Genomic DNA, 23714 nt, shown 5'->3' with positions numbered 1-23714 from the left:
TTCGACCACGACCCGCTGTGCGGATGTCAGTTGTGGCCGAAGCGCTTCTGCCGGCCCTTGCGGGCCGTGTCTATCGGCGAAGGCTGCGCGGCCTGCTGCTCCGACATCGGCTCCGCCGACGACTGCTCCTGCTGACGCGGGGCACGGCTGGTCTGCTGCTGCTTACGGTCACGGTTCTTGTTCTTGGCCATGGTGATCTGCCTCCTGAGGGGGATCTAGGGGCCAGGGCCGGGACCAGATTCACATATGCCGATAACGATCGCATGTCGGACAATTACCGTGTGTGACAGGGGTTGTCGGCGCGAGAGGGGAGCGCGAATCCCCGAAACGCCACGCCGAAGATCGAGTTCGGGCCGTTAACCCCCGCGTGGTCGGGCAGACTCGAAGGAAGCCCGAAGCAAACCTCCCGGGAAGAGGGTGAGTCGCGTGGACCGCTGCGTCGTCCTGGTGGACGCCGGGTATCTGCTGGGGGCCGCCGCGAGCCTCCTCGCCGGGGAGCCCTCACGGTCCCGTATCACCGTCGATCACGCCGCCCTGATCCAGGGGCTGCGCGAACGCGCCGAGTCCGACACGGAACGGCCGCTGCTGCGCATCTACTGGTTCGACGGCGCCCCCGACCGCGTCCCGCAACCCGAGCACCGCAGATTGCGCGTGATGCCCCGGGTCACGGTCCGCCTGGGTGCCCTCACCCGCAGTGACGGGCGCTGGAACCAGAAGGGCGTCGACGCCGCGATGCACGCCGAGCTCACCGAGCTGGCCCGCAACCGCGCCTGTTCCGACATCGTCCTGGTGACCGGCGACGGCGACCTGCTGCCCGGCATGATGGCCGCCAAGGAGCACGGGGTCGCCGTGCACCTGTGGGCCGTGCAGGCCGCCGACGGCGACTACAACCAGTCCGAGGACCTGGTGGCCGAGGCCGACGAGCGGCGGGTGCTGGACCGGACGTGGATCACCAAGGCGGTGCGCCCCAAGGAACTGGGCGGCATCTGCGCGCCGCCGCCCGCGCCCCGTCCCGAGATCGCCGCGATCCTGTCCGCGCCGCTGCCCGACTCCACGCTCGCCCCGGCCTCCGAGCGGCCCGTCGAGGAGCCGCCGCGCACCGCGCCGGCCGCCGCGCGCAACGGCGCCGATGAGCGGGTCCCGGCGCCCAAGGGCGTCCCCACGCCCAAGGACCTCGCCGCGCTCCGCGCGCACGGCCCGCAGCCCCCGCAACCCGCCACCGCGACGCTGCGCTGGTCCTCGGACAAGGGCTGGGTGGACCGCCCCGGCGTCGCCGCGGAGCCGCCCGAGGTCGCCTCGATGCCGACGCTGGCGCAGCTCACCACCGCCGAGCAGCGCTGGGCGGACCGGGAGGAGGACATCACGACCGTCGGCGGGGACCCGTACGAGGTCGGACAGGTGTTCGCACGCCGGTGGATGTCCCGGCTCGGTGACCAGAACCAGCTCCAGAAGCTGTCCGGGATGTACCCGCGTGTCCCGCACCGGATCGACGGGGAGCTGCTGCGCTACGCCGCCCGCTTCGGGCTGCTCGCGCACAAGGACGACCAGATCGACGAGCACGACCGGTACGCGATCCGGGCCGGGTTCTGGCGGGAGATCGACGTCCGGACGGCGGCGGAACCCGCTCCTGCCGCCGAGCAGTGAGCGGTGCGCGCGGGGGACCCGCAGCGCCCGGCGCCCCCGCGGTCGCGTGCCGTTGCGGTGGATTCATGCGCGGAGGCGGTTTTCGTGGTGTAGGCCGACCCGGGAGCGTGCCGGGGGTGCGGACCCCGTAGGCTCGTCCCTTGTGAGTACGCGCGCGGCAGGGGCCTTCCGGGACAGTGGCGGGGTCGTGTGTGCGGTGCGCGGGCTGACCAAGACCTATCCGGCGGTACGGGGCAGGCGCGGGGCACCCGGGACTCCCGAGGTCCGGGCCACCGACGACGTACGGCTGGAGGTGCGCCGGGGTGAGATCTTCGGGCTGCTCGGGCCGAACGGCGCCGGCAAGTCCACCCTCGTGCGTCAGCTGACCGGGCTGATGCGGCCCGACAAGGGCAGCGTCGAGATCCTCGGGCACGACATCGTGCGCCACCCGGATCGGGCCTCGCGGATCCTCGCCTATCTCGGGCAGGAGTCCACCGCCCTCGACGAACTGACCGTGGCGCTCGCCGCCGAGACGACCGGGCGGCTGCGCGGACTGGAAGCCCGGCAGGCGCGGGACGAGCGGGACGCCGTACTGGAGGAGCTGGGGCTCTCCGGGATCGCCGGGCGGCCGCTGAAGAAGCTTTCCGGTGGACAGCGGCGGCTGGCCTGTGTCGCCGCGGCGCTGGTCGGGGAGCGGCCGCTGCTGGTGCTGGACGAGCCGACCGCCGCCATGGACCCCGTGGCGCGGCGGGCCGTGTGGTCGGCCGTGGACCGGCGCCGGGCCGAGCGCGGCACGACCGTCGTGCTGGTCACCCACAACGTCATCGAGGCCGAGACCGTGCTCGACCGGGTGGCCGTGCTGGAGCGGGGACGCGTGATCGCCTGCGACACGCCCTCGGGGCTGAAGGAGCGGGTCGCCGGGGAGGTGCGCGTCGACCTGGTGTGGCGGGAACGGGCACCGCTGGATGTGCCCGAGGTGGCGGCGCTGCGGGACCGGGTCGTGGAGTCCGGGCGGCGCTGGACGCTGCGGCTGGCACCGGAGGAGGCCCGGGCGGTCGTCTCGACGGTCACCGGCGGGGCCGCCTTCGCCGCGCTGGACGACTTCACCCTGACCACGCCGAGCCTGGAGGACGTGTACATGGCGCTCGGCGGGGCGGCGCGGCAGGGGCTGGTCAAGGCATGAGCCGAAGTCGCCGCATGAACGTGAGTGGCCGGGCCGCCACATCCGTACGGAACGGGGGAAACGCCGGAGTGACACCGGGGAAGGGGAGCAGCGCCACGTGAGTGTCGTACCCGCAGAAGTGCTGCCGGGCAGTGTCCTGGCCGCCGACGGAGCGGCCCGGGACGCGGCCGAGCTCGCGCCGCCCGCGCGGCTGTGGCCCTCGCTCGCGGCCGTGTACCGGGCGCAGCTGTCCCGGGCGCGGGTGGCGCGGATTCCGCTGCTGTTCGTGGCGACCTTCCAGTCCGTCGGCATCATGATCATGATGCGGGGCGTGGTGGACGGCGGAGGCGAGGCGCAGTTCGTGGTCGCCGGGTCCTCGATCGTGGTCGTGGCGTTCGTCGCGCTGAACCTGCTCGCGCAGTACTTCGGCCAGCTGAGGGCCACCGGCGGGCTCGACCACTACGCCACCCTGCCGGTCCCGCCCGCCGCGGTGGTGCTGGGAGCCGCGGGGGCGTACGCGTCCTTCACCGTGCCGGGGACGCTGGTGACCGCCGTCTTCGGGTGTGTGCTGTTCGGCCTGCCGCTGACGAACCTGTGGGTGCTGCTGGTGGTGATCCCGCTGGCCGGGGCCGCGCTGGCCGGCCTCGGGGCCGCCCTCGGGCTGCTCGCGCCGCGGCCGGAGCTGGCCACGCTGCTGGGGCAGCTCGGGATGTCGGCGGCGCTGCTGCTGGGCGTGCTGCCGCCGGACCGGATGCCTCAGATCGTGCGGTTCGCCCGGGATCTGCTGCCGTCGACGTACGGGGTGGAGGCCTACGCGCGGACCTTCGCGGCGCATCCCGACTGGGCCCGGGTGGCCGCGGACCTCGCCGTCTGCGCCGGGGTCGGGGTGATCTCGCTGGCGGTCGCCACCTGGGCGTACCGCCGGGCCGCCGTCCGGTGACGCGCGCCACGGACGGGCCTGGCACGATGTCAGGGTGACAGCACCGTTGACGCCACCTCCGCCGCCGCATGAACAGTCCTCGCACCGTGCGTGGCCCCCGGCCGGGCACATGGCGGGCGCGCATGAGCACACCGTCGCTCACGGCAGCGGGCACGGAGGCGCTCCGGGGAGCACGAACGAGGACGGTCCCGGGATGAAGACCGAGGTGCGGGAGGCCGGCGTCGTCACGGTGGCCCTGACGCTGTGCGGGGTGCTGCTCGGGGTGCTGTGGAACTGGCTGGCGCCGCGGGTGCCGCTGGTCGGTGACGTGGTGAGCGGGACGTGGGTCGTCTACCTCAAGGACACCGAGGGCGAGCAGTCGATCGGCGTCGACGGAACGTTCACTCTGCTCGCGCTGGCGTTCGGTGTGGTGAGCGCCTTCCTGGTGTTCCTGGTGCGGCGGGGCGGGGGTGTGCCGCTCGTGGTCGCGCTCGGCCTCGGAGGGCTGCTCGGATCGCTTCTCGCCTGGCGGGTGGGGGTGTGGCTCGGGCCCGCGCCGGATGTCCTGGCACGCGCGAAGGACGTGGGCAAGGGGGTGACGTTCTCGGCGCCGCTGGAGCTGGGTGCGAAGGGAGTGTTGCTGGCCTGGTCGTTCTCGGGGCTGCTGGTGCACCTGGGGCTGACGGCGCTGTTCGGGCCCAGGGATCCCGAGCCGGTGGGGTACGGGCCGCACGGGGAGGCCCGCTAGCTTCAGCGGGACTTCCTGACCGGGACTCCTTGGCCGCCGCAGGACAGGCCGCCGCAGAACAGGCCGCCGAGGTCAGGCCGGCCGGGGTCAGGCGCGGCCCACGGGGGCCAGGGTCGCCGCGGTGAGCTCGGCCAGATCCTGCGGGGACAGCTCCACCTCCAGGCCACGCCGGCCCGCCGAGACGCAGATGGTGGCGTGGCCGGCGGCCGTGGCGTCCAGGACGGTGGGAAGTTTCTTGCGCTGGCCCAGAGGGGAGATGCCGCCCCTGACGTAGCCCGTGGTGCGTTCGGCCAGGGCCGGGTCCGCCATCGCCGCCTTCTTGCCGCCCACCGCCGACGCCAGCGCCTTCAGGTCCAGCGTGCCCGCCACCGGGACCACCGCCACCGTCAGGGTGCCGTCGACGTCCGCCACGAGCGTCTTGAAGACGCGGTCCGGTGAGACGCCCATCGCCTGCGCCGCCTCCTCCCCGTAGGAGGGGTGGGCCGGGTCGTGGTCGTAGGAGTGGATCGTGAAGTCCACGCCCGCCGCCGTCAGCGCCACCGTCGCGGGCGTGCCGCCGGACTGCTGGTTCTTCTTGGGCTTCTTCGCCATCCGGGCTGTTCCCCAGGTTGTTCGAGAGGTCAGTTCAGGCTCGTGGGTGCCCGCGTCAGGTCCGACGCCGGCAGTGACGGCAGCGTACGGATGATGGCCGTCTCGGAGCGAAGGAGTTTCAGTTCGTCACGCAGCCGGGACGCGGTGTCCGGCGCCTGGAGCAGCCGCTGCTTGGTGGGGGTGTCCAGCATCATCGCCGCCGCCACGAGATACGACACCACCGACGGCTCGTCCGGCAGGTCGCCGCCCGTCGACAGCGACCGCTCCCGCGCTCCCGCCAGCCGCTTCTGGTACTGCCGGAACGCGCGCAGCACCCCCTCGGCCAGCGCCCCCGCCTCGTCGCCCGGTTCCTCGGGCAGTTCCTCCAGCTCGCCCACGAGGAACGGCCCCGAGGTGTCCACCGAGAGCAGCCGCACCCGGGTGGTCCCGGTCGCCAGCACCTCGAAGGTGCCGTCGGCCCGCTCCCGGATCGTCGCCGCGTCGGCCACGCAGCCGACGCCGTGGAAGGCCTTGACCGGATCGGCGCCGAAGCCGGCCGCCGGACCCCGCTCGGGCACCGCCGTGGGGTCGGGCATGCCGGGCGCGCTGGGGGCGACCTCGTGGCCGTCGCGGATCGCCACGACGGCGAAGCGGCGCGGTTCGTCCTCGGGGGTCTTCACAAGCGTGCGCATCATGGCGCGGTAGCGCTCCTCGAAGACGTTCAAGGGGAGCACGAGCCCCGGGAACAGCACCGTGTTCAGGGGGAAGAGCGGCAGCCGGACGGTGGTCACGTCGCAAGAGCCTAATGGTCGCCGCAGGGTCCCCGTCCGCCCCGCCCACTCCCTGGGCGGCGCCCGGCCCCTGCGCGGGGGCAGCTTGCGCGCTCCCAGGCCCTAGTTGCGCCGCAGCAGCCGTGTGGCTCCCGCCGCCACCGTCGTGGCGAGGATCCAGCCGAGCAGGACCAGCGCGGCGGCGAGCCACTGCCAGCCGCCGTCCAGACGCCAGAACCCCATCTGGCCCAGGTCGATCACCGGCAGCAGCAGGTCGAGCGCGAAGAGGGCCGGATTCCAGGGCGGCTCGCCCGCGCCGGAGCCGGTCCGGGGCCGCCCGGCGGACGCGAAGGCCAGCGAGCCCGCCGCCCACAGCACCGCCATCCACACCGCGGCCCGCCCCGGCCGGTACCCGTAGGCCACCGTCAGGTCCTGCGCGTACCCCCAGAGCTTTCCGGTCGGCGGCAGGGTCTCGCGACGGCGCCGCTGCTTGGCCAGCAGCACCTCGCGCGCGTCCTCGTCCTCGCCGCTCGCGCGCAGTACCGCGGCGAGCCGCTCGTAGGGCTCCGGGTGGTACTCGGCGGTCGCCGCGGCCACCCAGGCCAGCCGCTCGGCCAGCGGGAACGACCCCTGGGGCACCAGGTTCTCGTAGCCGAAGCCGCGCATCGCCAGGTTGCCGACGCCCGGCCAGCTGCTCGCCCGGTCGACCAGGTTGACGGTCCGCGCGCCGGACAGCACCACCTTGCCGCGCCGCGGCCGCTCCCCTAGGAAGCGCAGCTCGGGCGCCTGCACCCGGCGCAGCGACAGTTCCTGGTCGTCGGTGAAGGTGAACCGTGCCCCCTCCAGGTCGACCGCGTCGCCGAACCGGCCGTCGTCGAGGCGTACCCCGCCCTGGCACTCGAAGTGCTGGATCCGGGTCCCGCGCGCGGGAGTGCGCCCGGCGAGCTGCGGGCCGCCGACACCCGCCGGGGAGAGGTACAGGGTGCGCCCCACGGTCAGCTGCGGGGCGTTCAGCGCGTGCCGCGTGTACGGGTTGCGCAGCCGGGCCCCGCGCAGGCTCAGCGAGACCCCCACGTTCGCGCTGCGCAGGCTCAGCTCGCCGTGCGACTCCAGCATCTCGGCCTGCAGGTCCTGGCCGACGGTGAGCCCGTCCGCGGACAGGGAACGGCCGGCGCGGTCCCGGTGCACGACGGCCTGGTTGAGCAGCAGGTCGGTGCCGATGTGAGCGTCGGTCAGCCGGACGCCTCCGGGGAATCTGCAGCGCGGCAGATGAAGATCGCCTTCGGTGTGCACCCGGGCCGCCTCCAGCCGTGGCGCCGAGCAGCCCACCAGCCGTACGGTCCTGAACCGGGCCTCCGGCATCAGGATCTCCCGCTCGAAGCGGCAGCTCCGCAGCTCGACGTACGGCTCCACCGCGCCGCCCGCCAGGTCGAGGCTGCCGCTGATGTGCACGCCGGTCAGCTTCAGCGCGGACACCCGGCCCGCGAGCGCCGGCGGGCCGTCCAGGAGCAGCCAGCACACGATGCGCGCCCGCACGGTGCGCCCGGGCCCCCACGGATGCCCGCCGTGCGGATCGTCGACGACCGCGTCGCCGCTGCTCAGGTCGTAGACGCTGCCGTTGCGGAAGGCCTGCCACATGCCGGCCTCGGCGGCGGTCAGATCGTCCGGCAGGTCCCCGTCCCGGATGCCGGCCCCCTCGGTCACGTCGGTCCCTTTCTCCCCGGCTGCTCATCGGTTCCGTCCTGCCGTTGATGCCCGCTGGGTGACCGCCCGAACGCTTGACGTGAAGCCGGTCTTCCAGTTCCGGTACCGGGGCGTGAGCGGGGTCTCGTATCAGCCACTGATACGTGCGGACGGCGTCCCGTCCGGGTCTGCGAGAATTGGGTGCGTGATCTCCCGAATCGATCTGCGCGGCGACGCCCTCCCGGAGGGTCCCGCCCTGCGCGACCTGCTGCCCCGAGCCGACTTCGACGTGACGGCCGCCCTGGAGAAGGTGCGTCCGATCTGCGAGGCCGTGCATCATCGGGGCGACGCGGCGCTGATCGACTTCGCCGAGAAGTTCGACGGCGTCACGCTCGACCAGGTGCGGGTCCCCCCTGCGGCCCTCACCCGCGCGCTGGAGGAGCTCGACCCGGCCGTGCGCGCGGCCCTGGAGGAGTCCGTCCGGCGCGCCCGCCTCGTCCACCGCGAGCAGCGCCGCTCCACCCACACCACCCAGGTCGTACCCGGTGGCCGGGTCACCGAGAAGTGGGTGCCGGTCGATCGTGTCGGCCTGTACGCGCCCGGTGGCCGCTCGGTCTACCCGTCGTCCGTGGTCATGAACGTCGTGCCCGCGCAGGAGGCCGGCGTCGAGTCCATCGCCCTCGCCTCGCCCGCGCAGGCCGAGTTCGGCGGCCTGCCGCACCCGACGATCCTCGCCGCGTGCGCCCTGCTCGGCGTCGACGAGGTCTACGCGGCCGGCGGCGCGACGGCCGTGGCGATGTTCGCGTACGGCACCGAGTCCTGCCCGCCCGCCAACATGGTCACCGGCCCCGGCAACATCTGGGTGGCCGCCGCCAAGCGCTACTTCACCGGCAAGATCGGCATCGACGCCGAGGCCGGCCCGACCGAGATCGCGATCCTCGCCGACTCCACCGCCGACCCGGTGCACGTCGCCTCCGACCTGATCAGCCAGGCCGAGCACGACCCGCTGGCGGCGGCGGTGCTGGTCACCGACTCCGCCGAGCTGGCAGACGCGGTGGAGCGGGAGCTGGAGCCGCAGGTGGCGGCCACCAAGCACATCGACGACCGGATCGTCCCGGCCCTCAAGGGCAGGCAGTCCGCGATCGTCCTGGTCGACGGGGTCGAGGAGGGCCTGCGGGTGGTCGACGCGTACGGCGCCGAGCACCTGGAGATCCAGACCGCCGACGCCGCCGCGGTGGCCGACCGGGTCCGCAACGCCGGCGCGGTCTTCATCGGGCCCTGGGCCCCGGTCTCGCTGGGCGACTACGCGGCCGGGTCCAACCACGTCCTGCCCACCGGCGGCTGCGCCTGCCACTCATCGGGCCTGTCCGTTCAGTCCTTCCTGCGCGGCATCCACATCGTCGACTACACGCGGGACGCGCTGGCCGAGGTCGCGCACCACGTGGTGACGCTGGCGGAGGCGGAGGACCTGCCGGCGCACGGCGCGGCGATCAAGGCACGGTTCGGTTGGAAGGTACCGGAGAGCAAGTGACTGGCATCGACGATCTCCCCGTACGGGACGAGCTGCGCGGCAAGTCCCCCTACGGCGCGCCCCAGTTGGACGTCCCCGTACGGCTGAACACGAACGAGAACCCCTACCCCCTGCCCGAGCCGCTGGTCGAACGGATCGCCGAGCGGGTGCGCGAGGCGGCCCGGAATCTCAACCGCTACCCGGACCGCGACGCGGTCGAGCTGCGCACCAGGCTCGCCGAGTACCTGACCAGGACCTCCGGGTACGAGGTCGGTCCGGCCGGCGTCTGGGCGGCCAACGGCTCCAACGAGGTCATCCAGCAGCTGCTGCAGACCTTCGGCGGACCGGGCCGCACCGCCATCGGCTTCGAGCCGTCGTACTCGATGCACGGCCTGATCGCGCGCGGCACGGGCACCGGCTGGATGTCCGGTCCCCGCAACGACGACTTCTCGATCGACCTCGCCGCCGCCGAGAAGGCGATCGCCGAGCACCGGCCCGACGTCGTCTTCATCACCACCCCCAACAACCCCACCGGCAACGCGACCCCGCGTGAGACGGTGGTCGCCCTCTACGAGGCTGCGCAGGCGGCGAAGCCGTCCATGGTGGTCGTGGACGAGGCCTACGTCGAGTTCAGCCACGGCGACTCGCTGGTCCCGTTGCTCGCGGGCCGCCCGCACCTGGTGATCTCCCGGACCATGTCGAAGGCCTTCGGCGCGGCCGGCCTGCGCCTGGGCTATCTCGCCGCGGACCCGGCCGTCGTCGATGCCGTCCAGCTCGTACGGTTGCCGTACCACCTGTCGGCGGTCACCCAGGCGACCGCCCTGGCCGCCCTGGAGCACACCGGCACGCTGCTCGGATACGTCGAGCAGCTGAAGACCGAGCGGGACCGGCTGGTCGCCGAACTGCGCGCGATCGGCTACGACGTCACCGAGTCGGACGCCAACTTCGTGCAGTTCGGCCGGTTCGCCGACGCCCATGAGGCCTGGCGGAAGATCCTCGACCGGGGCGTCCTGGTCCGGGACAACGGCGTACCGGGGTGGCTGCGGGTCACCGCCGGGACGCCGGACGAGAACGACGCGTTCCTCGACGCGGTCCGAGAGTTGAAGAAGGAGCAGAGTTCATGAGCCGCGTGGGACGCGTGCAGCGCACGACCAAGGAGACATCCGTCCTCGTCGAGATCGACCTCGACGGCACCGGCAAGGTCGACGTGTCGACCGGGGTCGGTTTCTACGACCACATGCTCGACCAGCTCGGCCGGCACGGTCTGTTCGACCTGACCGTGAAGACCGAGGGCGACCTGCACATCGACTCGCACCACACCATCGAGGACACCGCCCTCGCACTGGGCGCCGCCTTCAAGCAGGCGCTCGGCGACAAGGTGGGGATCTACCGCTTCGGCAACTGCACGGTCCCGCTGGACGAGTCCCTCGCCCAGGTCACCGTCGACCTCTCCGGCCGCCCCTACCTCGTGCACACCGAGCCCGAGAAGATGGCGCCGATGATCGGCGAGTACGACACGACGATGACCCGGCACATCCTGGAGTCCTTCGTCGCCCAGGCGCAGATCGCGCTGCACGTCCACGTGCCGTACGGGCGCAACGCCCACCACATCGTGGAGTGCCAGTTCAAGGCGCTGGCCCGGGCCCTGCGCTACGCCTCCGAGCGCGACCCGCGCGCGGCCGGCATCCTCCCCTCGACGAAGGGCGCGCTGTGACCGGCACGTCGACCCTGCTGATCGTCGTCGGCCTCTTCCTGGTCGGCGGCATCATCTCGTTCGTCAAGCAGCAGATGCCCAAGGGCCTGATCGTGCTGCTCTCCATCGGCGCCGCGATGTGCCTGGTCGCGGGCGTCCTGCGACTGGAGGTGTGGAATTGAGCGCCCCCAAGAGCGTCGTGGTCTTCGACTACGGATTCGGCAACGTGCGCTCGGCCGAACGCGCCCTCGCCCGCGTGGGCGCCGATGTCGAGATAACCCGTGACTTCGACAAGGCCATGGACGCGGACGGCCTGCTGGTGCCCGGCGTCGGCGCGTTCGCCGCCTGCATGACCGGCCTGCGTGAGGCCCGCGGCGACTGGATCGTCGACCGGCGGCTGGCCGGCGGGCGCCCCGTGATGGGCATCTGCGTCGGCATGCAGATCCTGTTCGCCCGGGGCATCGAGCACGGCGTCGAGACCGAGGGCCTCGATGAGTGGCCCGGCGCGGTCGAGCCGCTGCAGGCCGAGATCGTGCCGCACATGGGCTGGAACACCGTGGAGGCGCCGGACGGCTCCGAGCTGTTCGCCGGCCTGGACGCGGACGCCCGCTTCTATTTCGTGCACTCCTACGCCGTCCACGACTGGACCCTGGAAACCGCGAACCCGACGATGCGCGCGCCGCTCGTCACCTGGTCCACGCACGGCAAGCCCTTCGTGGCCGCCGTGGAGAACGGCGCCCTGTGGGCCACGCAGTTCCACCCCGAGAAGTCCGGCGACGCCGGCGCGCAGCTGCTCACCAACTGGATCGGAACCCTGTAGAGACATGGCCAAGCTCGAACTCCTCCCCGCCGTCGACGTCCGTGACGGCCAGGCCGTCCGCCTCGTGCACGGCGAGTCCGGCACGGAGACCTCGTACGGCTCCCCCCTGGAGGCCGCCCTCGCCTGGCAGCGGGCGGGCGCCGAGTGGCTGCACCTGGTCGACCTGGACGCCGCCTTCGGCACCGGCGACAACCGCGCGCTGATCGCCGAGGTGACCGAGGCGATGGACATCAAGGTGGAGCTGTCCGGCGGCATCCGCGACGACGACACCCTGGCCGCCGCCCTCGCCACCGGCTGCACCCGCGTGAACCTCGGCACGGCCGCCCTGGAGACCCCCGAGTGGGTGGCCAGGGTCATCGCCGAGCACGGCGACAAGATCGCGGTCGGCCTGGACGTCCGCGGCACGACGCTGCGCGGACGCGGCTGGACCCGGGACGGCGGCGACCTCTACGAGACGCTGGAGCGCCTCAACAAGGAGGGCTGCGCGCGCTACGTCGTCACCGACATCGCCAAGGACGGCACGCTTCAGGGCCCCAACCTGGAACTGCTCAGGAACGTCTGCGCGGCGACCGACCGCCCGGTCGTGGCCTCCGGCGGCGTGTCCTCGCTGCAGGACCTGAGGGCGATCGCCGAGCTCGTGCCGCTCGGTGTCGAGGGCTCCATCGTGGGGAAGGCGCTGTACGCCAAGGCGTTCACCCTGGAAGAGGCCCTGGAGGCTGTGGCGTCATGACGTCCGATGCCGTGCGGCGGGTGCAGAGCGGAAGTCCCTGGGAGGAGCCCTTCGGTTTCGCACGCGCCGTCGCGGTGGGCGACCGTGTGCTGGTGGGAGGCACCACGTCCTTCAAGGGCAGCGTGCTCTACGGCGAGGGCGACCCGTACGAGCAGGCCAAGGTGGCCTTCACCAGCGCGATCGAGGCGCTCGGCGAGTTCGGGCTCGGGGCCGGGTCCGTGGTCCGCACCCGGATGTACCTCTCGCATCAGCGGGACGTGGACGAGGTGGGCCGCGCCCACAAGGAACTCTTCGCATCGGTGCGGCCGGTGTCCACCCTCCTCGTGGTGGAGGGATTCGTGGACCCGCGCATCCTGGTCGAAGTCGAAGTAGAGGCATTCAGAGGAGCCGAGCAGTCATGACCCTGGCGGTCCGAGTCATCCCCTGCCTGGACGTGGACAACGGCCGGGTCGTCAAGGGCGTCAACTTCCAGAACCTGCGCGACGCGGGCGACCCCGTCGAGATGGCGAAGGTGTACGACGCCGAGGGCGCCGACGAGCTGACGTTCCTGGACATCACCGCGTCCTCCGGCAACCGGGAGACCACCTACGACGTGGTGCGCCGCACCGCCGAGCAGGTGTTCATCCCGCTGACGGTCGGCGGCGGCGTGCGCACGGCCGAGGACGTCGACAGGCTGCTGCGGGCGGGCGCCGACAAGGTGGGCGTCAACACGGCGGCCATCGCGCGGCCGGACCTGATCCGCGAGATCGCCGAGCGGTTCGGCCGCCAGGTGCTGGTCCTGTCGGTCGACGCCCGCCGCACCGGGTCGGGCTCCTTCGAGGTCACCACGCACGGCGGACGCAAGGGCACCGGCATCGACGCCGTCGAGTGGGCGCACCGCGCCGCCGAGCTGGGCGCCGGCGAGATCCTGCTCAACTCGATGGACGCGGACGGCACCAAGGACGGCTACGACCTGGAGATGATCGCCGCGGTCCGCAAGCACGTCACCGTGCCGGTGATCGCCTCCGGTGGCGCGGGCCGGCTGGCCGACTTCCCGCCGGCCATCACCGCGGGCGCGGACGCCGTCCTCGCGGCCTCCGTGTTCCACTTCGGCGACCTGCGGATCGGCGAGGTGAAGGAGACGCTGCGGACGGCGGGCCACCCCGTACGGTGAGTCCGGCCGCCGCCGGTTGTTCAGCGGCTCAGATGCCGAGCTGCCTGCCCTCCTCCAGCTTCGCGATCGCGTCCGCGTCGCCGTCGATGTCCACCTTGGCGGCGTTCTGCCGGCCGTAGAGGAACAGCAGCAGCTCCGACGGCTCACCCGTCACCGTGACGACCGGGGTGCCGCGGTGGGCGACCGCCGTCTGGCCGTCGGGGCGGCGCAGCACCAGGCCCGTGGGGACACCGCGGCCCATCAGACGGGCGGTGCGCTCCAGACGGGACCACAGGGCGTCCTGGAAGACCGGGTCGAGCTCGCGTGAGGTCCAGTCGGGCTGGGCGCGGCGGACGTCCTCGGTGTGGACGTAGAACTCGATCGTGTTCGACATCTCGTCGATCTGCTTGAGCTGGAAGGGTGAGAAGCGCGGCGGGCCGCTGCGGATGAGCTGGATCAGCTCCGCGTACGGCTTGTCCGCGTACTCCTCCATCACCTTCTCCAGGCGAGGCGCGAGCTGCTTGATCACTATGCCGCCCGCGGCGTCCGGGCGGCGCTCGCGCACGACCACGTGCGCGGCCAGGTCGCGGGTCAGCCAGCCCTCGCACAGGGTCTCGGCGTCCGGACCGGCGGTCTCCAAGAGGTCGGCGAGGAGGAGCCGTTCACGCTTGGCAAAGGTCGACATGGAGTCAGCCTACGACCGGGTATCCGTACCGCACAGTGGACGGCGCCCGGGGCTGTCGGTGCGGCGCGGCACAATGGCACCCATGACCAGTACGCCACCGCCCAGCAGCCTCGACCCGGAGATCGCCGCGCGCCTCAAGCGCAGCGCCGACGGGCTCCTGCCCGCCATCGCCCAGCAGTACGACACCGGTGAGGTGCTGATGCTGGGCTGGATGGACGACGAGGCCCTGCACCGCACGCTGACGACGGGCCGCTGCACGTACTGGTCGCGCAGCCGCGGGGAGTACTGGGTGAAGGGCGACACCTCCGGTCACTTCCAGTGGGTCAAGTCCGTCGCCCTCGACTGCGACGCCGACACCGTGCTCGTCCAGGTCGACCAGGTCGGAGCCGCCTGTCACACCGGCGCGCGCACCTGCTTCGACGCCGACGTCCTGCTGAAGGACGCCGATCACGGCGTACCCGCCCGAGATCAGTAAGGTCAGCCGCCATGGACCTCGAGACGTTCCGCAAGCTGGCCACCGACCGCCGCGTCATCCCCGTCACCCGCAAGCTCCTCGCCGACGGCGACACCCCGGTCGGGCTCTACCGCAAGCTCGCCGCCGAGCGCCCCGGCACCTTCCTGCTGGAGTCCGCGGAGAACGGCCGCTCCTGGTCCCGCTACTCGTTCGTGGGCGTCCGCAGCGCCGCCACCCTCACCGCGCTGGAGGGCAGGGCACAGTGGCTGGGCGAGCCCCCCGTGGGCGTGCCCGTCGACGGCGACCCGCTGGCCGCCCTGCGCGCCACCGTCGAGACCCTGCACACGCCCCACCAGGAGGGCCTGCCGCCCTTCACCGGAGGCATGGTCGGCTACCTGGGCTACGACATCGTCCGCCGTCTGGAGAAGATCGGCCCCGGTGAGCGGGACGACCTGCGGCTGCCCGAGCTGACCATGCTGCTGACCAGCGACCTCGCGGTGATGGACCACTGGGAGGGCTCGGTCCTGCTGATCGCCAACGCGATCAACCACAACGACCTCGACACCGGCGTCGACGAGGCCTGGGCGGACGCCGTGGCCCGCCTCGACGCCATGGAGGCGGACCTCACGCGCGCGGTGGCCCAGCCACCGGCCGTGCTGCCGCCGTCGGAGCTGCCCGAGTACAGCGCGCTGTGGGGCGGCGCCGACTTCCAGGAGGCCGTCGAGGACATCAAGGAGCGCATCCGGGCCGGCGAGGCCTTCCAGGTCGTGCCGTCGCAGCGGTTCGAGACGCCGTGCACGGCGAGCGCGCTGGACGTCTACCGGGTGCTCCGGGCGACGAACCCCTCGCCGTACATGTACCTGCTCCGCTTCGAGGGCTTCGACGTCGTCGGCTCCTCGCCCGAGGCGCTGGTCAAGGTCGAGGACGGGCAGGCGCTGCTGCACCCCATCGCCGGCACGCGGCCGCGGGGCGCCACCCCGCAGGAGGACCAGACGCTGGCCGAGGAGCTGCTCGCCGACCCCAAGGAGCGCGCCGAGCACCTCATGCTGGTCGACCTCGGGCGCAACGACCTCGGCCGGGTCTGCGAGCCCGGCTCGGTGGAGGTCGTCGACTTCATGTCCGTCGAGCGGTACTCGCACGTGATGCACATCGTCTCCACCGTGACCGGCCGGGTCGCGGCGGGCCGCACCGCGTTCGACGTGCTGACGGCCTGCTTCCCCGCGGGCACCCTCTCCGGCGCGCCCAAGCCGCGCGCGATGCAGATCATCGACGAACTGGAGCCGTCCCGGCGCGGGCTGTACGGCGGCTGCGTCGGCTACCTCGACTTCGCCGGCGACTCCGACACGGCCATCGCCATCCGCACCGCCCTGCTGCGCGACGGCACCGCGTACGTCCAGGCGGGCGCGGGCATCGTCGCGGACTCCGATCCCGTCGCCGAGGACACGGAGTGCCGCAACAAGGCGGCGGCCGTCCTGCGCGCGGTCCACACGGCGAACCGGCTCGCACAATAGGGCGCTTCTCACGTGAACCCCGGGTGACGGTTCGCGCCCGGGGCAGGCGATAGTGGAGTACGTGACTGCTGTTCCTCACCCCCGTTCCGAAGCCCCCGCAGCCGCGCGCGCCGGGCGCCGGAGTCTTGCCCTCGCCCTGCTGTGCGGTGCGCTCGGCGCGGCCGTGGCGCTGCTGGCCACCCGTCAGCAGTGGTCGGAGGGCACCGCGACGGTGGCCGGCGGCGCCTTCCCGCTGACCGCCCGGGGCAGTGACGTCACCGGCGTCCCGGCGGCCCTCGCCATAGTGGGCCTGGCCGCGCTGGTCGCCGTCTTCGCCGTCCGCAGGGCCGGCCGCCTGGTGGTGGCCGGGCTGCTCGCGCTGTGCGGCGCGGGCACCGTGGCCGCCGCCCTGTACGGCGCCTCAGACAGCTCCGCGCTCGACGAGAAGGCCGCGCAGGCCTCCGGCGACACCTCCGCCACCGTGGAGGCCCTCACCCACACCGCGTGGCCGTACGCCGCGGCCGTGGGCGGCGCCCTGATCCTGCTCGCCGGCCTCCTCGCCCTGCGCTACGGCCGCCTGTGGCCCGCGATGTCCGGCCGCTACGAGCGTGGCGCTGCCCCCGGCGCGCGCCGGGGCGCCACGGCCGTCGGCCCCGACCGGCCCGAGGACCTCTGGAAGGCCCTCGACCGCGGCGAGGACCCGACCGGCACCGGACCCGCGTAGCGGCCGGACCATCCGCGCGGTGTGGCGCATCAGACGCCCCCGGGAGCGGCCCCGCGCGCACGACACGCGCAGGCGTGCGGGACAATGAACGTCGAGCGTCAGGCTCACACACGCATACGGCAACGAGGAGCAAGCAATGGCGGACAGCAGCCACGGGCACGGTCACACCCCCGCCGCCTGGACCGGTGTCATCATCGCCTTCATCGGTTTCTGCGTCGCGGGAGCCTTCATGGTGATGGACAACCCGCTCGGCTTCTGGGGCGGCATGGCGGTCATCGTCCTGGGCGGCGTCGTCGGCTGGATCATGCGCGCGATGGGCCTGGGCGCGCCCAAGGCGCAGCCCCTCAGGATGACGTCCGGCGCCGCGCAGCCCGCGCGCGCCGTGACCACCCGCGAGCCGGTCGCCGCCGAGAGCTGATCCTTCCCGCACGGCCCACTTCCGCCGCGACCTCGTCGAGGGGCGGCCCGGCACGACGCCGGGCCGCCCCTTTGCGCACCCGCGCGCCCGGGCCGGGCACAATGCGGGCATGAACACCGGCAGCCGCAGCACCCGCACAGCACGGCTCGCCGTCCCCGTCGGCGTGCTGGCGGCCGTCGCCGCCGCCTTCGCCTATGTGGGCGCCGTCGACCCCAACGAACCCGGCCACTACCCCGTCTGCCCGCTGCTGCGCGTCACGGGCCTGTACTGCCCCGGCTGCGGCGGTCTGCGCAGCGCGCACGCCTTCGTCCACGGCGACCTCCCGGCGGCGCTGCAGGCCAACGCCCTGGCCGTCGCCGGCTATCTGCTCTTCGCCGCGCTGTGGACCGTCTGGGTGGTCCGCGCGGCGCGCGGGCGGCCGCTGCGCCTCGATCCGCGTCCCGCCGTGATGTGGGGCGTGGGCGCGTTGCTGCTGCTCTTCACCGTTGTCCGGAACTCGCCCTTCGGTGGCTGGCTGCACCCTTGATCAACTGGCGGATGTCCAGGTACTGGGACCGGCGTCAACCGGATGTGAGGCCTTCGCCCGGCTCCGGATACCATCGCAGTGACCACCGGTTTTCCTCTTCGGTGCCGCTTTGACAGTCAACCGTCTGGAAGGGGGCCACTCGCGTGAGTGTGCTCGACGAGATCATCGACGGAGTCCGTGCCGACCTCGCGGAGCGGCAGGCGCGTGTGAGCCTCGACGAGCTCAAGGAGCGCGCGGCGAAGGCTCCCGCGGCCAAGGACGGACTGGCCGCCCTGCGCGGCGACGGCGTCAAGGTCATCTGCGAGGTCAAGCGGTCCAGCCCGTCCAAGGGCGCGCTGGCGGCGATCGCCGACCCGGCCGGCCTCGCGGCGGACTACGAGGCGGGCGGCGCGGCCGTCATCTCCGTCCTCACCGAACAGCGCCGGTTCGGCGGCTCCCTCGCCGACCTGGAGGCCGTCCGGGCGCGCGTGGACATCCCGGTCCTGCGCAAGGACTTCATCGTCACGTCGTACCAGCTGTGGGAGGCCCGCGCGTACGGTGCCGACCTCGCGCTGCTCATCGTCGCGGCCCTCGACCAGCCCGCCCTGGAGTCCCTGATCGAGCGGGCGGTGTCCATCGGGCTCACCCCGCTCGTCGAGGTGCACGACGAGGACGAGGTCGACCGCGCGGTCGACGCGGGCGCCAAGCTCATCGGCGTCAACGCGCGCAACCTCAAGACCCTGGAGGTCGACCGCGGCACCTTCGAGCGGATCGCCCCGGAGATCCCGGAGGGCCTCGTCAAGATCGCCGAGTCCGGCATCCGCGGCCCGCACGACCTGATCGCCTACGCCAACGCGGGCGCCGACGCCGTCCTCGTGGGCGAGTCCCTCGTCACCGGCAAGGACCCCAGGACCGCGGTGTCCGACCTGGTGGCGGCCGGCGCCCACCCCGCGCTGCGGCACGGCCGGGGCTGACCCACCGGTAGGCTGGCCGCGATGACGACCACGACGACGACCCCGGACCGGCACGCGCGCCTCGCGCGCGGCTGCCGCCCGCGCGGCTGCCGCGCCCCCGCCCGCCGGGTGCACGGTCGCAGGGTCCGTTACGTGATCGGTGACGAACCCGGCCAGGTGAACGGCCGCCGATGGCAGCGCCCCTTCGGGGGCGCGGGGCTCTGTCCGATGTGCGGCCACCGCCGCGCGGGCGCGACAAGCCACAGCCGGCCGTCAGCCGACTGACGAAGCCCCGCCCCCACGGCGATCAGTGTCATTCCACACACTCACCGTGAGGCTCACGCATGCCCAGCAACTTCTTCGTCCCCGACCCGGAGGGTCAGGTCCCCAGCCCCGAAGGCTACTTCGGGGCGTTCGGCGGCAAGTACATCCCGGAGGCCCTCGTCGCCGCCGTGGACGAGGTCGCCGTCGAGTACGACAAGGCCAAGTCCGACCCCGAGTTCGCCCGCGAACTGGACGACCTGCTCGTCAACTACACGGGCCGCCCCTCGGCGCTCACCGAGGTCCCTCGTTTCGCCGCGGAAGCGGGGGGCGCCCGGATCTTCCTCAAGCGCGAGGACCTGAACCACACCGGATCCCACAAGATCAACAACGTCCTCGGCCAGGCCCTGCTCACCCGGAGGATGGGCAAGACCCGCGTCATCGCCGAGACCGGCGCGGGCCAGCACGGCGTCGCCACCGCCACCGCCTGCGCCCTCTTCGGCCTCGACTGCACGATCTACATGGGTGAGGTCGACACCCGGCGCCAGGCCCTCAACGTGGCGCGCATGCGGATGCTCGGCGCCGAGGTCATCGCCGTGAAGTCGGGCAGCCGCACGCTGAAGGACGCCATCAACGAGGCCTTCCGCGACTGGGTCGCCAACGTCGACCACACCCACTACCTGTTCGGCACCGTCGCGGGCCCGCACCCCTTCCCCGCCATGGTCCGCGACTTCCACCGGGTGATCGGCGTCGAGACGCGCCGCCAGCTGCTGGAGCGCGCCGGCCGTCTCCCCGACGCCGCCGTCGCCTGCGTCGGGGGCGGCTCCAACGCCATCGGCCTGTTCCACGCCTTCATCCCGGACACCGGCGTCCGTCTCATCGGCTGCGAGCCCGCCGGGCACGGCGTGGAGACCGGTGAGCACGCGGCCACCCTGACCGCGGGCGAGCCCGGCATCCTGCACGGTTCCCGGTCCTACGTCCTCCAGGACGACGAGGGCCAGATCACCGAGCCTTACTCGATCTCGGCCGGCCTCGACTACCCCGGCATCGGTCCCGAGCACTCCTACCTCAAGGACACCGGGCGCGGTGAGTACCGCGCGGTCACCGACGACGCCGCGATGCAGGCCCTGCGACTGCTCTCGCGGACCGAGGGGATCATCCCGGCCATCGAGAGCGCGCACGCGCTCGCCGGTGCCCTGGAGGTCGGCCGCGAACTCGGCAAGGACGGGCTGATCGTGGTCAACCTCTCCGGCCGCGGCGACAAGGACATGGACACCGCCGCCCGCTACTTCGGGCTGTACGACACCGACGCCGAGGTCGCCGAGGACGCCTCCGGCACCGCCGAGATCGAGGGAGACGCCAAGTGAGCGGGAACATCCAGCTGCTGAGCGACACCCTCGCCGCGGCCAGGTCCGAGGGCCGCTCCGCCCTGATCGCCTACCTTCCGGCCGGGTTCCCCACCGTGGACGGTGGCATCGAGGCGATCAAGGCCGTCCTCGACGGCGGCGCCGACGTCGTGGAGGTCGGGCTGCCGCACAGCGACCCCGTGCTCGACGGCCCGGTGATCCAGACCGCCGACGACATCGCCCTGCGCGGTGGCGTGAAGATCGCGGACGTCATGCGCACGGTCCACGAGGCGCACGAGGCCACCGGCAAGCCGGTCCTCGTCATGACCTACTGGAACCCCGTCGACCGCTACGGCGTCGAGCGCTTCACCGCCGAGCTGGCCGAAGCGGGCGGCGCCGGGTGCATCCTGCCCGACCTGCCGGTGCAGGAGTCGGCGCTGTGGCGTGAGCACGCCGAGAAGCACGGCCTGGCGACGGTCTTCGTGGTCGCGCCGAGCAGCAGGGACGAGCGGCTCGCGCAGATCACCGCGGCCGGCAGCGGCTTTGTGTACGCCGCCTCTCTGATGGGCGTCACGGGCACCCGGGAGTCCGTGGGCACGCAGGCCCAGGACCTGGTCCGGCGTACTCGGGCCACCGGCACCGGCCTGCCCGTCTGCGTCGGGCTCGGCGTCTCCAACGCGGCGCAGGCCGCCGAGGTGGCCGGCTTCGCCGACGGGGTGATCGTCGGCTCGGCCTTCGTCAAGCGGATGCTGGACGCGCCCGACGACGCGGCCGGCGTCGAGGCGGTCCGCGCGCTCGCGGGCGACCTGGCGAAGGGCGTGCGCGGGCAGGCGTGACGGCCCCGGAATGTCATACGGGTACATGACGGCAAGTCATACGGGTCCCTCGTACGGGTGGACCTGGGACCGGGGAGGCGCGGTGCGCCTCCCCGGTTCGTTCTGCGGGGTGTGAGCGAGAAGAACCGTGACGGAAAGCGCACCGCCCGGGAGCGGCTGGCGGTCGAGCGTGAGAAGCAGAAGGCCGCGGACAAGCGCAGGCGGGCGCTGATCGTCGGCACGGCGGTCGTAGGTGTCCTGGGCCTGGCCGCGGTGATCGGCGTGGTCGCCGCCAACGCCGGCAAGGAGACCGGCGACAGCGCGGGCCCGGTCGTGGCGCCCTCGGGGGCGAACGGCGAGGACAACCTCGCCATCCCGGTCGGCAAGGAGGACGCGAAGTCGACGCTCACGGTCTGGGAGGACTTCCGCTGCCCGGCCTGCCAGTCCTTCGAGCAGACCTACCGCTCGACGATCCACGAGCTGACGGAGGCCGGCCAGCTGAGAGTGGACTACCGGCTGGCCACGATCATCGACGGCAACATGGGCGGCAGCGGCTCCCGCAACGCGGCCAACGCCGCGGCCTGCGCACAGGACGCGGGACACTTCACGGCGTACCACGACGTGCTCTACGACAACCAGCCGCCGGAGACCGACGACGCCTTCGCGGACAACGCCAAGCTGATCGAGCTGGCAGGGAAGGTCAAGGGACTGGACACGCCGGCCTTCCGCACTTGCGTCGAGGACGGCAAGCACAACAGCTGGGTCGACAAGTCCAATGAGGCCTTCACCAAGGGCGGCTTCAGCGGCACGCCCACCGTCCTGCTCAACGGCAAGAACATCTACCAGGACCAGACGATGACGCCCGACAAGCTGAAGCAGCAGGTGCAGGAGGCCGCGCGCGGCTGAGGCGCGGGCCTGGCCTGTTATGGAGCCGTAGCCGGGCCGCCCGACATCGGGCCCGCCCGGCACGGTAGCGTCGACCCTGCCATGGAACTTGCCTACATCCCCAGCCCGTCGCGCGGAGTGCTGTACCTCGGCCCCATCCCGCTGCGCGGTTACGCGTTCTGCATCATCCTCGGCGTCTTCGTGGCCGTGTGGTACGGCAACAAGCGCTGGATCGCCCGCGGCGGGCGATCCGGCACTGTGGCCGACATCGCGGTCTGGGCGGTGCCGTTCGGCCTGGTCGGCGGCCGCCTTTACCACGTGATCACGGACTACCAGCTGTACTTCAGCGAGGGCCGCGACTGGGTGGACGCCTTCAAGATCTGGGAGGGCGGCCTCGGCATCTGGGGCGCGATCGCGTTCGGCGCGGTCGGCGCGTGGATCGGCTGCCGCCGGCGGGGCATCCCGCTGCCCGCTTACGCCGACGCCGTCGCCCCCGGGATCGCGCTGGCGCAGGCCATCGGGCGCTGGGGCAACTGGTTCAACCAGGAGCTGTACGGGCGGGAGACCGACCTGCCCTGGGCGCTGCACATCACCTCCACGGCGGACGGGCGGGTGCCGGGGTACTACCACCCGACGTTCCTCTACGAATCCCTGTGGTGCATCGGTGTCGCGGTCCTGGTGATCTGGGCCGACCGGCGCTTCAACCTGGGCCACGGCCGGGCCTTCGCCCTGTACGTCGCCTCGTACTGCGCCGGACGCTTCTGGATCGAGTACATGCGGGTCGACGACGCCCACCACATCCTGGGCCTGCGGCTCAACAACTGGACCGCGCTGCTGGTGTTCCTGCTGGCCGTGGCCTACATCGTGGTCTCGGCGAGGAAGCGGCCGGGCCGCGAGGCCGTGGTGGAGCCGGACGCCGCATCCCTGGACGGTGGTGACAAGCCGGACGGTGGCGACGAGGCCGGCGAGGCAGCCGGTGAGAAGGCCGACGGTGACGGGGCGTCCGGTGACGCCAGGTCCGAAGCGGTCGAGGACGAGGCCGGGTCGGCGACGAAGAAGACCTGACAGCCGGCAGTACACAGGCGTGGGGGGGCGGGGGGGTGGGGGGGGCCCCCCCCCCGGGGGGGGGGGGGGGGGCCGGCGGGGCCCGCCCCCCGGGGGGGGGGGGGGGGCGGCCCCCCCCCCCGGGGCGGGCCCCCCCCCCCCGCCCCCCCCCCCCCCCCGCGGGGGGGGGGGGGGGGCCCGGCCGGCGCCGCCCCCCCCCCCCCCGCCCCCCTCGGTCAGGCGCCCCGCGTCAGGCCCGGTGGTGCGGGCCCCCGGGATCGACGGGGTCGATGCGTTCCGGGCGCGGCGGCGTCACGGGCGGAGCGGGCGGGACGGGCGGCGCCGGCGGGTACGCCGCGCTGCCCGGTCCGGCCTGCGGGACGGCGCCCTGCGCGCGGTCCTGGTCCGCCGTCAGTTCGGCGCGGCCGTGCGGCGTTCCGGGCGCGTGCGGCCGGGCGGCGCCGCGCAGCAGATAGGCGACGGCTCCGAGGATCGCCGCGGTGACGAGCGCGGCGGCCCAGCCCGGCAGGACGAGGGCGAGCGCGAGCCCGACGGCCAGGGCGACGGCCGCGCCCGCGTACAGGGCGACGGCGCCGGACGCGGCGTACAGCGTGGCCTTGCGGCGCTGTTTGCGCGTCTGCTGGCGCAGTTCGTCGCGGATCGTCTCCCGCGCGACCTGCGCCAGCTCGTCGACAAGGTGCTTGTCCAGGTGCTGCAGATGATCCATGCGGTCCATGGCTGCCGGGTACCCTTGGCCGCCCCCGCTTAACGCCG

29 protein-coding genes are annotated in these 23714 nt (G+C 72.9%); 23 read left to right on the top strand and 6 right to left on the bottom strand.

Features of this window, described 5'->3' with window-relative positions:
- Positions 1 to 26: 26 nt before the first annotated feature.
- Positions 27 to 191 (bottom strand): hypothetical protein, encoded by a 165-nt coding sequence (locus ACIHCM_RS00580; RefSeq protein ID WP_393107938.1) that lies wholly within the window; start codon positions 189 to 191, stop codon positions 27 to 29.
- Positions 192 to 426: 235 nt separating this feature from the next.
- Between ACIHCM_RS00580 and ACIHCM_RS00575 the strand changes: the two genes are divergently transcribed.
- The 4 genes from ACIHCM_RS00575 to ACIHCM_RS00560 all read left to right on the top strand — a co-directional run bounded on the left by ACIHCM_RS00575 (position 427) and on the right by ACIHCM_RS00560 (position 4452).
- Positions 427 to 1644: an NYN domain-containing protein gene (locus ACIHCM_RS00575; protein WP_399887273.1), complete on the top strand. Its 1218-nt coding sequence runs from the start codon at positions 427 to 429 to the stop codon at positions 1642 to 1644.
- A gap of 187 nt (positions 1645 to 1831) precedes the next feature.
- Positions 1832 to 2806: an ABC transporter ATP-binding protein gene (locus ACIHCM_RS00570; protein ID WP_399888658.1), complete on the top strand. Its 975-nt coding sequence runs from the start codon at positions 1832 to 1834 to the stop codon at positions 2804 to 2806.
- Between the two features lie 97 nt (positions 2807 to 2903).
- On the top strand, positions 2904 to 3725 hold the full coding sequence (locus ACIHCM_RS00565; RefSeq protein ID WP_399887271.1) for an ABC transporter permease: 822 nt from the start codon (positions 2904 to 2906) through the stop codon (positions 3723 to 3725).
- A gap of 34 nt (positions 3726 to 3759) precedes the next feature.
- Positions 3760 to 4452 carry an AAA family ATPase gene (locus tag ACIHCM_RS00560; RefSeq protein ID WP_399887269.1) on the top strand — a complete coding sequence of 231 codons (693 nt, stop codon included), beginning with the start codon at positions 3760 to 3762 and terminating at the stop codon, positions 4450 to 4452.
- An 87-nt stretch (positions 4453 to 4539) separates the two neighbouring features.
- Here ACIHCM_RS00560 and ybaK read toward each other — a convergent pair whose 3' ends face one another.
- The 3 genes from ybaK to ACIHCM_RS00545 all read right to left on the bottom strand — a co-directional run bounded on the left by ybaK (position 4540) and on the right by ACIHCM_RS00545 (position 7496).
- Complete coding sequence (gene ybaK / locus ACIHCM_RS00555) at positions 4540 to 5043, bottom strand: Cys-tRNA(Pro) deacylase (RefSeq protein WP_399887267.1); 504 nt, start codon at positions 5041 to 5043, stop codon at positions 4540 to 4542.
- Positions 5044 to 5072: 29 nt separating this feature from the next.
- On the bottom strand, positions 5073 to 5813 hold the full coding sequence (locus ACIHCM_RS00550; protein WP_399887265.1) for an LON peptidase substrate-binding domain-containing protein: 741 nt from the start codon (positions 5811 to 5813) through the stop codon (positions 5073 to 5075).
- Positions 5814 to 5915: 102 nt separating this feature from the next.
- Complete coding sequence (locus ACIHCM_RS00545; RefSeq protein ID WP_399887263.1) at positions 5916 to 7496, bottom strand: oxidoreductase; 1581 nt, start codon at positions 7494 to 7496, stop codon at positions 5916 to 5918.
- A 184-nt stretch (positions 7497 to 7680) separates the two neighbouring features.
- Between ACIHCM_RS00545 and hisD the strand changes: the two genes are divergently transcribed.
- The 8 genes from hisD to hisF are packed head-to-tail and all read left to right on the top strand — an operon-like array spanning position 7681 to position 13381.
- Positions 7681 to 9006, top strand: a complete 1326-nt coding sequence (gene hisD / locus ACIHCM_RS00540; protein WP_399887261.1) for a histidinol dehydrogenase — start codon at positions 7681 to 7683, stop codon at positions 9004 to 9006.
- On the top strand, positions 9003 to 10109 hold the full coding sequence (locus tag ACIHCM_RS00535) for a histidinol-phosphate transaminase (RefSeq protein WP_399887258.1): 1107 nt from the start codon (positions 9003 to 9005) through the stop codon (positions 10107 to 10109). Before hisD ends, ACIHCM_RS00535 begins: the two co-directional genes overlap by 4 nt.
- Positions 10106 to 10699 carry an imidazoleglycerol-phosphate dehydratase HisB gene (gene hisB, locus ACIHCM_RS00530; protein ID WP_362992372.1) on the top strand — a complete coding sequence of 198 codons (594 nt, stop codon included), beginning with the start codon at positions 10106 to 10108 and terminating at the stop codon, positions 10697 to 10699. The genes ACIHCM_RS00535 and hisB overlap by 4 nt, the downstream gene beginning before the upstream one ends.
- On the top strand, positions 10696 to 10860 hold the full coding sequence (locus tag ACIHCM_RS00525) for a hypothetical protein (RefSeq protein ID WP_399887256.1): 165 nt from the start codon (positions 10696 to 10698) through the stop codon (positions 10858 to 10860). Before hisB ends, ACIHCM_RS00525 begins: the two co-directional genes overlap by 4 nt.
- Complete coding sequence (gene hisH, locus ACIHCM_RS00520) at positions 10851 to 11498, top strand: imidazole glycerol phosphate synthase subunit HisH (RefSeq protein ID WP_399887254.1); 648 nt, start codon at positions 10851 to 10853, stop codon at positions 11496 to 11498. Before ACIHCM_RS00525 ends, hisH begins: the two co-directional genes overlap by 10 nt.
- 4 nt (positions 11499 to 11502) lie before the next feature.
- Positions 11503 to 12228 carry a bifunctional 1-(5-phosphoribosyl)-5-((5-phosphoribosylamino)methylideneamino)imidazole-4-carboxamide isomerase/phosphoribosylanthranilate isomerase PriA gene (gene priA / locus ACIHCM_RS00515; protein ID WP_399887252.1) on the top strand — a complete coding sequence of 242 codons (726 nt, stop codon included), beginning with the start codon at positions 11503 to 11505 and terminating at the stop codon, positions 12226 to 12228.
- Entirely contained in the window at positions 12225 to 12629 is a 405-nt protein-coding gene (locus tag ACIHCM_RS00510) for a RidA family protein (protein WP_399887250.1), read from the top strand. The genes priA and ACIHCM_RS00510 overlap by 4 nt, the downstream gene beginning before the upstream one ends.
- Positions 12626 to 13381 (top strand): imidazole glycerol phosphate synthase subunit HisF, encoded by a 756-nt coding sequence (gene hisF / locus ACIHCM_RS00505; RefSeq protein ID WP_399887248.1) that lies wholly within the window; start codon positions 12626 to 12628, stop codon positions 13379 to 13381. Before ACIHCM_RS00510 ends, hisF begins: the two co-directional genes overlap by 4 nt.
- Positions 13382 to 13409: 28 nt before the next feature.
- Here hisF and ACIHCM_RS00500 read toward each other — a convergent pair whose 3' ends face one another.
- Positions 13410 to 14045 carry a TIGR03085 family metal-binding protein gene (locus ACIHCM_RS00500; RefSeq protein ID WP_399887246.1) on the bottom strand — a complete coding sequence of 212 codons (636 nt, stop codon included), beginning with the start codon at positions 14043 to 14045 and terminating at the stop codon, positions 13410 to 13412.
- An 82-nt stretch (positions 14046 to 14127) separates the two neighbouring features.
- Here ACIHCM_RS00500 and hisI point away from each other — a divergent pair, with 82 nt between their 5' ends.
- From hisI to lgt, 11 genes are all read left to right on the top strand, one after another.
- Positions 14128 to 14520, top strand: coding sequence for a phosphoribosyl-AMP cyclohydrolase (hisI, locus tag ACIHCM_RS00495; protein ID WP_365455149.1), 393 nt, complete (start codon positions 14128 to 14130; stop codon positions 14518 to 14520).
- An 11-nt stretch (positions 14521 to 14531) separates the two neighbouring features.
- Complete coding sequence (locus ACIHCM_RS00490; protein ID WP_399887243.1) at positions 14532 to 16010, top strand: anthranilate synthase component I; 1479 nt, start codon at positions 14532 to 14534, stop codon at positions 16008 to 16010.
- Positions 16011 to 16062: 52 nt separating this feature from the next.
- On the top strand, positions 16063 to 16713 hold the full coding sequence (locus ACIHCM_RS00485) for a TIGR02234 family membrane protein (protein WP_399887241.1): 651 nt from the start codon (positions 16063 to 16065) through the stop codon (positions 16711 to 16713).
- Positions 16714 to 16849: 136 nt separating this feature from the next.
- Complete coding sequence (locus ACIHCM_RS00480) at positions 16850 to 17131, top strand: HGxxPAAW family protein (protein WP_399887239.1); 282 nt, start codon at positions 16850 to 16852, stop codon at positions 17129 to 17131.
- A gap of 109 nt (positions 17132 to 17240) precedes the next feature.
- Positions 17241 to 17657, top strand: coding sequence for a DUF2752 domain-containing protein (locus tag ACIHCM_RS00475; RefSeq protein WP_399887237.1), 417 nt, complete (start codon positions 17241 to 17243; stop codon positions 17655 to 17657).
- 143 nt (positions 17658 to 17800) lie between these two features.
- Positions 17801 to 18610, top strand: a complete 810-nt coding sequence (gene trpC / locus ACIHCM_RS00470; RefSeq protein ID WP_399887235.1) for an indole-3-glycerol phosphate synthase TrpC — start codon at positions 17801 to 17803, stop codon at positions 18608 to 18610.
- Between the two features lie 21 nt (positions 18611 to 18631).
- Positions 18632 to 18874 carry a tryptophan biosynthesis modulator TrpM gene (trpM, locus tag ACIHCM_RS00465; protein ID WP_399887233.1) on the top strand — a complete coding sequence of 81 codons (243 nt, stop codon included), beginning with the start codon at positions 18632 to 18634 and terminating at the stop codon, positions 18872 to 18874.
- Positions 18875 to 18933: 59 nt separating this feature from the next.
- A complete protein-coding gene (gene trpB, locus ACIHCM_RS00460; RefSeq protein WP_399887231.1) occupies positions 18934 to 20217 on the top strand; it encodes a tryptophan synthase subunit beta in 1284 nt (427 codons plus the stop codon).
- On the top strand, positions 20214 to 21032 hold the full coding sequence (gene trpA / locus ACIHCM_RS00455) for a tryptophan synthase subunit alpha (protein ID WP_399887229.1): 819 nt from the start codon (positions 20214 to 20216) through the stop codon (positions 21030 to 21032). The genes trpB and trpA overlap by 4 nt, the downstream gene beginning before the upstream one ends.
- Positions 21033 to 21143: 111 nt before the next feature.
- Positions 21144 to 21917 (top strand): DsbA family protein, encoded by a 774-nt coding sequence (locus ACIHCM_RS00450; protein ID WP_399887227.1) that lies wholly within the window; start codon positions 21144 to 21146, stop codon positions 21915 to 21917.
- 81 nt (positions 21918 to 21998) lie between these two features.
- A complete protein-coding gene (gene lgt / locus ACIHCM_RS00445; RefSeq protein ID WP_399887225.1) occupies positions 21999 to 22961 on the top strand; it encodes a prolipoprotein diacylglyceryl transferase in 963 nt (320 codons plus the stop codon).
- A 229-nt stretch (positions 22962 to 23190) separates the two neighbouring features.
- Here lgt and ACIHCM_RS00440 read toward each other — a convergent pair whose 3' ends face one another.
- A complete protein-coding gene (locus tag ACIHCM_RS00440; protein WP_399887223.1) occupies positions 23191 to 23676 on the bottom strand; it encodes a phage holin family protein in 486 nt (161 codons plus the stop codon).
- Positions 23677 to 23714 lie beyond the last annotated feature (38 nt).

Origin of the sequence: Streptomyces sp. NPDC052023 (assembly GCF_044548465.1) — a bacterium.
Taxonomy (GTDB): Bacteria; Actinomycetota; Actinomycetes; order Streptomycetales; family Streptomycetaceae; genus Streptomyces.
This window is presented reverse-complemented; position numbering and strand designations above follow the sequence as displayed.